At 43.7% G+C, this 7,063-nt stretch carries 8 protein-coding genes and 2 pseudogenes; 3 read left to right on the top strand and 7 right to left on the bottom strand.

Annotated features, from left to right (window positions below):
* Positions 1–226 precede the first annotated feature (226 nt).
* The 3 genes and pseudogenes from QUA83_RS30645 to QUA83_RS23560 all read left to right on the top strand — a co-directional run bounded on the left by QUA83_RS30645 (position 227) and on the right by QUA83_RS23560 (position 3,208).
* Positions 227–1,467, top strand: a pseudogene (locus tag QUA83_RS30645) (FAD-dependent oxidoreductase).
* Positions 1,468–1,593: 126 nt separating this feature from the next.
* Positions 1,594–2,256 (top strand): DUF2834 domain-containing protein, encoded by a 663-nt coding sequence (locus tag QUA83_RS23565; protein WP_333296266.1) that lies wholly within the window; start codon positions 1,594–1,596, stop codon positions 2,254–2,256.
* A 199-nt stretch (positions 2,257–2,455) separates the two neighbouring features.
* Positions 2,456–3,208 (top strand): gamma-glutamyl-gamma-aminobutyrate hydrolase family protein, encoded by a 753-nt coding sequence (locus QUA83_RS23560; RefSeq protein ID WP_333296265.1) that lies wholly within the window; start codon positions 2,456–2,458, stop codon positions 3,206–3,208.
* A gap of 4 nt (positions 3,209–3,212) precedes the next feature.
* On the opposite strand, the gene QUA83_RS23555 is transcribed toward QUA83_RS23560, so the two are convergent.
* The 7 genes and pseudogenes from QUA83_RS23555 to QUA83_RS23525 form a co-directional block, all read right to left on the bottom strand.
* The gene (locus tag QUA83_RS23555; protein ID WP_006635525.1) at positions 3,213–3,401 is read right to left on the bottom strand and encodes a CPXCG motif-containing cysteine-rich protein; all 189 of its coding nucleotides are present in this window, start codon (positions 3,399–3,401) and stop codon (positions 3,213–3,215) included.
* On the bottom strand, positions 3,385–3,846 hold the full coding sequence (locus QUA83_RS23550; RefSeq protein ID WP_333296264.1) for an SRPBCC family protein: 462 nt from the start codon (positions 3,844–3,846) through the stop codon (positions 3,385–3,387). Before QUA83_RS23550 ends, QUA83_RS23555 begins: the two co-directional genes overlap by 17 nt.
* Before the next feature lie 14 nt (positions 3,847–3,860).
* A complete protein-coding gene (locus QUA83_RS23545; RefSeq protein ID WP_333296263.1) occupies positions 3,861–4,214 on the bottom strand; it encodes a transcriptional regulator in 354 nt (117 codons plus the stop codon).
* Positions 4,215–4,218: 4 nt separating this feature from the next.
* Positions 4,219–4,548 (bottom strand): annotated as a pseudogene (locus tag QUA83_RS23540) (type II toxin-antitoxin system RelE/ParE family toxin).
* A 41-nt stretch (positions 4,549–4,589) separates the two neighbouring features.
* Positions 4,590–5,003, bottom strand: coding sequence for a transcriptional regulator (locus tag QUA83_RS23535; RefSeq protein WP_333296262.1), 414 nt, complete (start codon positions 5,001–5,003; stop codon positions 4,590–4,592).
* Positions 4,978–5,286: a type II toxin-antitoxin system HigB family toxin gene (locus tag QUA83_RS23530; RefSeq protein WP_333296261.1), complete on the bottom strand. Its 309-nt coding sequence runs from the start codon at positions 5,284–5,286 to the stop codon at positions 4,978–4,980. The genes QUA83_RS23535 and QUA83_RS23530 overlap by 26 nt, the downstream gene beginning before the upstream one ends.
* A gap of 22 nt (positions 5,287–5,308) precedes the next feature.
* Positions 5,309–6,964, bottom strand: coding sequence for a radical SAM protein (locus tag QUA83_RS23525; RefSeq protein ID WP_333296260.1), 1,656 nt, complete (start codon positions 6,962–6,964; stop codon positions 5,309–5,311).
* Positions 6,965–7,063 lie beyond the last annotated feature (99 nt).

The following is a 7,063-nucleotide window of genomic DNA, read 5'->3' as shown; positions in this document are numbered from 1 at the left end:
TCTCTTTGAGCACAACTTGATATTTTTTATTATATCATATTAGTTGTTTGTGTAATTAATTTTGTTTGACTACTTACGCACTGCAAGCTTTCCTTACCGGATAGTGCGGCCCAAGGAGTTCGAGTGCTGTACAATATCGGTGCTGGAACATTTCGAGCGAACATCTGTAATTGTGAAACATTTAGTGTTAATTGGCGGCGGTCACAGTCATGCTATCGTATTAAAAATGTTCCGTATCAAACCGCTGCCCGGTGTGCGTTTGACTCTGATTAGCGACGTGCTGCACGCGCCTTATTCGGGGATGCTGCCGGGACACGTTGCCGGGTTTTACGATTATGATGAATGTCACATCGATTTGCGATCGCTCGCTGAATTTGCCGGGTGTCAAATATTAATCGATCGGGCGATCGCGATCGACCTTAACAAAAATTTAGTTATTTGTCAAACTTGTCCTCCCGTTAATTTTGATGTGCTTTCGGTGGATATCGGCAGCACTCCTGCGACTTTATCTGTACCGGGGGCGGCAGAATATGCAATTGCAGCTAAACCGGTACCGGAGTTTTTAGCTAGCTGGAATCAGTTAATTTCCGCAAGGCAAAACCATCCCGATAAACCGCTGCGGATAGCGATTGTAGGCGGCGGTGCAGGCGGCGTAGAATTAGCATTAAATATGCAATCTCGATTGGAGAAGGAAGAGGGAAGAAGGAAGAGGGAAGAAGGAAGAGGGAAGAAGGAAGAGGGAAGAAGGAAGAGGGAAGAAGGAAGAGGGAAGAAAATTTAGAAAATTTATCATCAGAAATTCATTTGTTTCACAGCGGTGCTGAATTGATGCCGGCACATAACCAGCGAGTGCGTCGCCGCCTGAAAGAAATTTTGATAAGTCGTGGGATTAAACTGCATTTAATGGAAAAAGTTAGTGCTATAGAAAAGCCAGAAACGATTGACATAAAAGATCATCAAGAATGCCCGATGCCCAATGCCCAATGCCCAATGCCCAATGCCCACATTTCCTGTAAATCAGGTTTAGAATTAGAGTGCGAGATCATTTTTTGGGTGACACAAGCATCGGCAGCCAATTGGATAAGAGAATCCGGTTTAGCCACAGACTCAAACGGCTTTATGCAAGTCAACGATTGCCTGCAATCAGTCTCTCACCCCAACGTATTTGCGGCGGGAGATATCGCTGCGATGGTTAATTATCCCCGTCCCAAAGCAGGCGTGTTTGCCGTGCGTCAGGGCAAACCGCTGTTTGAAAATTTGCAGCAGTTTTTATTGGGAAAACCGCTGAAACCCTTTGCACCGCAGGAACAATACTTAGGGTTAATTGGTACTGGGAATAAAAGGGCGATCGCATCTCGCGGATCTTTCATGTGGGAATCGCGGCTGCTGTGGTACTGGAAAGATTGGATCGATCGCCAATTTATGCAAAAATTTAGCAATCTACCCAAAACCCGCAATACCAAATAGCAATACATTCAGATATTCTCCCCTCTTCCTCTGCGTCCTCTGCGTCCTCTGCGGTAAAGAAAAAAAGTATTATTCAAAAACCCTTTAAGCTTGCTATAGTAATATCAGAAGTCAGAAAAACTAACTATGTTCAGAAAAATTGGATTTGGGCTGCTTTGGATTGCATTTATCACCTACGCCTTTGTATTTGCACCACCCGACAGCCCAGAAAAAACCATCACACTAATTACCAATATTTCCACAGGCAAAATAGCAGACATCAACCCTTTAATTGTAGCGTTATTCAACCTCATGGGAGTCTGGCCGCTCATCTACAGTTGCGTCTTATTTGCTGACGGCAGGGGCCAGAAAATACCTGCATGGTTATTTGCCACTTTATCCTTTGGCGTCGGCGCTGTTGCCTTGCTGCCTTATTTAGCCCTGCGCGAACCTAATCCAGAATTTCCCGGTCAAAAAAATATCTTTTTAAAGATATTAGACTCCCGTTTTACTGGAATTTTCTTAACATTAGGTGCTGTTGGTTTAGTTGCCTTTGGCTTGAAAAACGGCGATTGGTCTGATTTTATTGGGCAGTGGCAGACTAGCCGTTTTATCCATGTAATGAGTTTAGATTTTTGTATGCTTTGCCTGCTATTTCCTGCCTTATTAGGAGACGATATGGCGCGCCGAGGAATGCAGAACTCTACAGCATTTTGGGCAGTAACATTAGTGCCGCTGTTCGGGCCGTTGGCTTATCTGTGTACGCGCAAACCGCTGCCGGAAACTAATACTAAAACTGTTACAAATTAGACAGCAGTGCTGGTAATTTTCAGTTTAATGTAGAAATCCATCACAAGTAATCAGACAAGAAACAGGCAAGATGCCTGTTTCGGAATAAGTAAGTAAGTTTTATTGTAGTGTTGGCTTATAGCCCGCCCATGAAACACTGATTACAAATAGTGCCAAATCTGAGTATGAATGTAAATAATTATCTCCCAGTCTCTAGCAAATGAAAAAATTTCCTATTGTTGGCATCACAACATACAACCGCTGTCCAGCAGGCGAATATCGCTTAAATGGAACTTATATTGATGCAGTTCAGGCGGCTGGTGGCATTCCGATTTTACTGCCGCCCAATCAATTAGATCCGGCTAGTATTTTGGATGCAGTAGATGGTTTGATTTTTTCCGGGGGCGGAGATATCAACCCCGAACTGTATGGCGGTTATGTCGATCGCACAGTTTACTCGGTTAATGCAGAACGCGACAATTTTGAATTAAGCTTAGCAAAGCTAGCTTTGAAGGCTGACATACCTGTGTTGGGGATTTGCCGGGGAATGCAAATGTTGAACGTAGCCAGCGGCGGCAGTTTGGTGATTCACGTACCGGATGCTTACGGAGATGAGGTTAATCACGGATCGGGAATTCCGCCACGTGCGATCGAGCATACCATTGAAATTGAGCCAACCAGTCGGCTAGCAAAAATTATGGGAAAAACTTCAACAACAGTTGTTTCCTGGCATCATCAAGCAGTGCGAAAGGTAACATCCGATTGGCAAGTAGTAGCCGATGCACCTGACACTTTGGTAGAAGCAATGGAGCACTGCTATCACCCTTGGATGATAGCAATTCAATGGCACCCAGAAATGTCGCCAAACTGTTCGGTAAACTCTCGAATTTTTCAGGCTTTCGTAGAAGCAGCCGCTTCAAGATTTATGAATTCTACCAAGTCAGCATCAAAGGCAATTCCGACATCTTTATAGTCACTTATTCTTGATAGTCAGTATCTATTTCAATATCCAGGGTATCTTCATCTATTCTGACATACAGAACATTCGGGCGACAGCAAACCTGACAATCTTCGATATAAGATTGCTCCATACCACCGCTGATATCAACAAAAGTTGTACTCGGTTCGCCGCAGAAAGCACAGTAATATTCAGCCGTTGTTTGCATTTTTCTCGCACTCTCTTTTTGTGACTTCGTGGCGGTAGCGAAACATATCTGTTAACCGCATTTCCACCCACCAACCTAACAGCAAATCGACAATCGGGCCGCCCGGTATCGAAAATGCGATCGCATCTGTCAATCTAGTCTTGCCATTTTCTGCTGTAAACTCGTGTCGGTGAACCCAACGTGCCATCGGCCCCTCAGTTTGTTCATCCACAAACAAGCGATATTGTTCGCACTCAGTGTGAGTCGCCACCCATTTTACAGGAATCGGCCCCAATAACAGGCGAAATTCTGATACAGCAGCCACATCGAGTCCCCCTTCGCGGCGAATGATTTTCACCGGTTGCCAAGGCGGAGTCAAAAGTTGCAGAATGTCGGGCCTTTCGTGAAAGTTCCAGACTGCTTCAACGGTGGCATTAATTAGGGATGAATATCGAAAATTAGGCATTTTCTAGATTTAAGTTAAACAGTTATTTCCGATCGCGTTTCAGCATTTGCAGTATTATCCTCTGTATCAGTACAAACAGCAACTGTTAGTTTCAATCCCAAAGCATTCAGCCAAGTTCCCAGATTATAAATCGCATCACTTCCTTGCTGCGACAGCAATTCATCCAGTTTTTTTAAGTGCAATTCATATTGTTCAGGAGTCATTTTTGGTTGACCCAAAGCTTCTGCTACATCGCTGAGAGCTCGTTTTAGCAGTTCAGCTTCCGGCTCTTCCTCCTCTAATGTCGCCGTTATATAGGCGGCTGACAATGCCGGGTTTTTTCTCAGAGATTCAATCAAAAACGGATGATAAGGTAGGCTTTTAGGCATTGTCTTAACTCCTATAATCTGTCCAGTATTCTTTAGCTTGGCGGATATCTCTGTCTTGAGTGCTTTTATCGCCTCCGCAGATGAGAATCACAATTTTTATTCCTATTTGTCCAAAATAGATGCGGTAGCCAGGCCCATAATTGATTTTGAGTTCGCATACGCCTTCCCCCACGGATCGATAATCTCCTAAATTACCATCAGCAATTCGGTTAAGCCTAGATATAATCTTGGCTTGAGCATTGATATCTCTCAGCGAATCAAACCACTAATCGAAAGGCACTTTGTTATCTGGCGTCGTATAACGCTGAATTTCTCTCGGTTGGACTTCGGGCATAATTATATTATAGTGCGTCACTCATCCCAGTATCCTGGCAATTAATTATACTCAAGAAATCCCACAGGGGAAAGATGGAAAAACTTAGCTAACTTGTGAATTTGACCCGCCGTCAGTTCCCGCTTTCCATTCATCACCTCAGATACCCAAGACTCGGATTCAAAAATATCAACCAAATCTTTTTCTTGAATATTGTCTTCAACCATCAATGCTTTCAGTAGTGCGATACCTTTCAAGACTGGCATTGGCTCATGTTTTTGTTCGTAATCATAAACAAGAGTACCCAACACGTTTAAGTAATCCCGATCGTCCTGCGTGAGATTGCTCCGACTCACAATAGAATCAATCCGATTTTGTGTAGCAATCAACTCAGCTTCACAAGTAATGGGACGCGGTGGAAAAGTTGTGATTATCTCGATATAGTAGCTACTAGGAGTTTTTAAACCAGTCGTCATTTTTCCAGTTCTCCTTATTATATTCTGCATGAGTTAAAACACAGCGGACAAACACTATCTGGTATTCATAGTCGATAAAAGCAATTAACCGATAGTTATTGCCACCAATATTAAATACCGTAAAGTTACCTACTAAGTCAGCCGAAGGAAATACTTTACGAATATCTACTAAACTTTGCCATTCAGCATCACAACTACGCTGATACCACAGCAACAGACTTGTTTCAGCATTGGGGTGTGTTTCCCAAAATTCTTTTAGTCGTTTTCGGCTAATGACACGCATGAGACTATTATAATCTAATTTACTAAACGGGACTTAGTGAATTCTCACATTCTTGATTTGGCTGTCGTGTTGTATGACTCATCGCCTCCGCTAAATGTTTTTTCAAAGTCGCCTCCGGTAGCGGCCCTTTTAAATGACTCCAAGGCAAAACCTGCTCCAATTCCCACTCTTGAAAAACATAAAAATCCATCTCCGGCAACTGTCCCCGCAACTCCTTAAAAGCCCGTCGATAACTGCCCAAAGTATCGCCGTAATGCCGCACTAATTCCAACAGCCGAGACAACCGCCGATCGCCCTTTGACAACAAACCCTGAATCACCGACCAGTTATAGCTTTCAGGTCTAAATTCTAAACCCAACTTACGCAATTCTTTATCTAAAAACTTCAGCCTCTTCTCCGCATCTTTATTCACTCCAAACCACTGAAAAGGAGTGTGAGATTTCGGGACAAAAGTGCTGCATCCCAGAGTCAACCGCAAACCGGGAACAGCTTTTCTAATCGCCCGCATCATCGCCACCGTTTCCTCTAAATCCTCCATTTCTTCGCCGGGAATTCCCGCCATCCCGTAAAGTTTAATTCCCTTTAATCCTCCAGCCTTGGCATTGATAGCAGCTTGAATAATTTCGTCATTGGTGAGTTTTTTGTTAACGATTTTGCGGAGGCGATCGCTCCCGCTTTCCACCGCAATTGTGACAGATTTGCTGTCTCTGTTTGTCAATATTTCTGCTAGCTTAACTGTCACCGTATTTGTCCTTACCGAAGAAAGACTCAGCCGCACGCCGTCGTATTTCGGATGATTCAAATGATCCAGCAACGCTTCAAATTCCGGGTGCTGAGTGACCGAAGCACCCAACAAACCCAAACGATTAGTCACAGCTAAACCCCGATCGAGCGCCGGAATTAACGAATCCTCCAAACTCGCAGTTCTAAACGGCAAAGTCAGATAACTTGCCAAACAAAAACGGCACATTTCTGGACAACTCCGAACCACTTCCACCATGTAAATATTTTCCCAAGCAGCTTTTTCTGTCACCACAGTAGAAGCAGATAAAGTATTGCCGCGGTACGTCTGTTTTTCCACCATACTGGGAATTCCCGAATCGACAGGCTGAATCGATTTAATCCCCTCAGTCGCATCCAGATAAGTTACTTCGTACAAACTGGGGACGTAAACTCCCGGAACTTGGGCTAAATGCCGCAATTTAGTTTTTCTATCGGCGGTACGGACTTCTTTACAAGCATCAATAAAATTGTCTATGAGATGTTCGCCATCTCCCAGCAAAATCACATCAAAAAAATCGGCAAAAGGTTCTGGATTAGCCGTAAAAACCGGGCCACCGCCGAATACGATCGGATGATTATCAGTTCGTTTTGACGCCCAAATCGGAATTTCTAGAGATTCCAATAAATTTAGAATATTTACATAGTCTAGTTCCCAAGAAAGCGAAAATCCCAGTAATTCGGGATGTCGGGGAAGTTGTTCGCGGATATCAGTAAATAAACGGCTGACTTCAATATCCGATCGCACAGCCAAAGTTGCCCACACTATCTGATAGCCGAGACTGGTAATACCTACCGTGTACTCGTTGGGAAAAGCAAAAATAGTCGGGATAGCATCAGCATCGGGGGTTGCTGGAGCAAATAGTAAGCGTTCTTGAGCAAATGGATTAGGAGTCATCCGATTTTAGATTTTAGATTTTAGATTAGGGAATTTATCCTACGGATAAATCCGGGAGTTTGTGACCAAATTGCTTTTGATCGCGGGCAAGTTTAGCCT

Source organism: Microcoleus sp. K1-B1, assembly GCF_036704705.1.
Lineage (GTDB): Bacteria > Cyanobacteriota > Cyanobacteriia > Cyanobacteriales > Microcoleaceae > Microcoleus.
This window is presented reverse-complemented; position numbering and strand designations above follow the sequence as displayed.

Bases quoted from the DNA above. Each gene is read 5' to 3' on its own strand.
- QUA83_RS23530 (WP_333296261.1), bottom strand. From the start codon at position 5,286: ATGCGTGTCATTAGCCGAAAACGACTAAAAGAATTTTGGGAAACACAC.
- QUA83_RS23550 (WP_333296264.1), bottom strand. From the start codon at position 3,846: ATGCCTAATTTTCGATATTCATCCCTAATTAATGCCACCGTTGAAGCA.
- QUA83_RS23545 (WP_333296263.1), bottom strand. From the start codon at position 4,214: ATGCCTAAAAGCCTACCTTATCATCCGTTTTTGATTGAATCTCTGAGA.
- QUA83_RS23565 (WP_333296266.1), top strand. From the start codon at position 1,594: ATGTTCAGAAAAATTGGATTTGGGCTGCTTTGGATTGCATTTATCACC.
- QUA83_RS23560 (WP_333296265.1), top strand. From the start codon at position 2,456: ATGAAAAAATTTCCTATTGTTGGCATCACAACATACAACCGCTGTCCA.
- QUA83_RS23535 (WP_333296262.1), bottom strand. From the start codon at position 5,003: ATGACGACTGGTTTAAAAACTCCTAGTAGCTACTATATCGAGATAATC.
- QUA83_RS23555 (WP_006635525.1), bottom strand. From the start codon at position 3,401: ATGCAAACAACGGCTGAATATTACTGTGCTTTCTGCGGCGAACCGAGT.
- QUA83_RS23525 (WP_333296260.1), bottom strand. From the start codon at position 6,964: ATGACTCCTAATCCATTTGCTCAAGAACGCTTACTATTTGCTCCAGCA.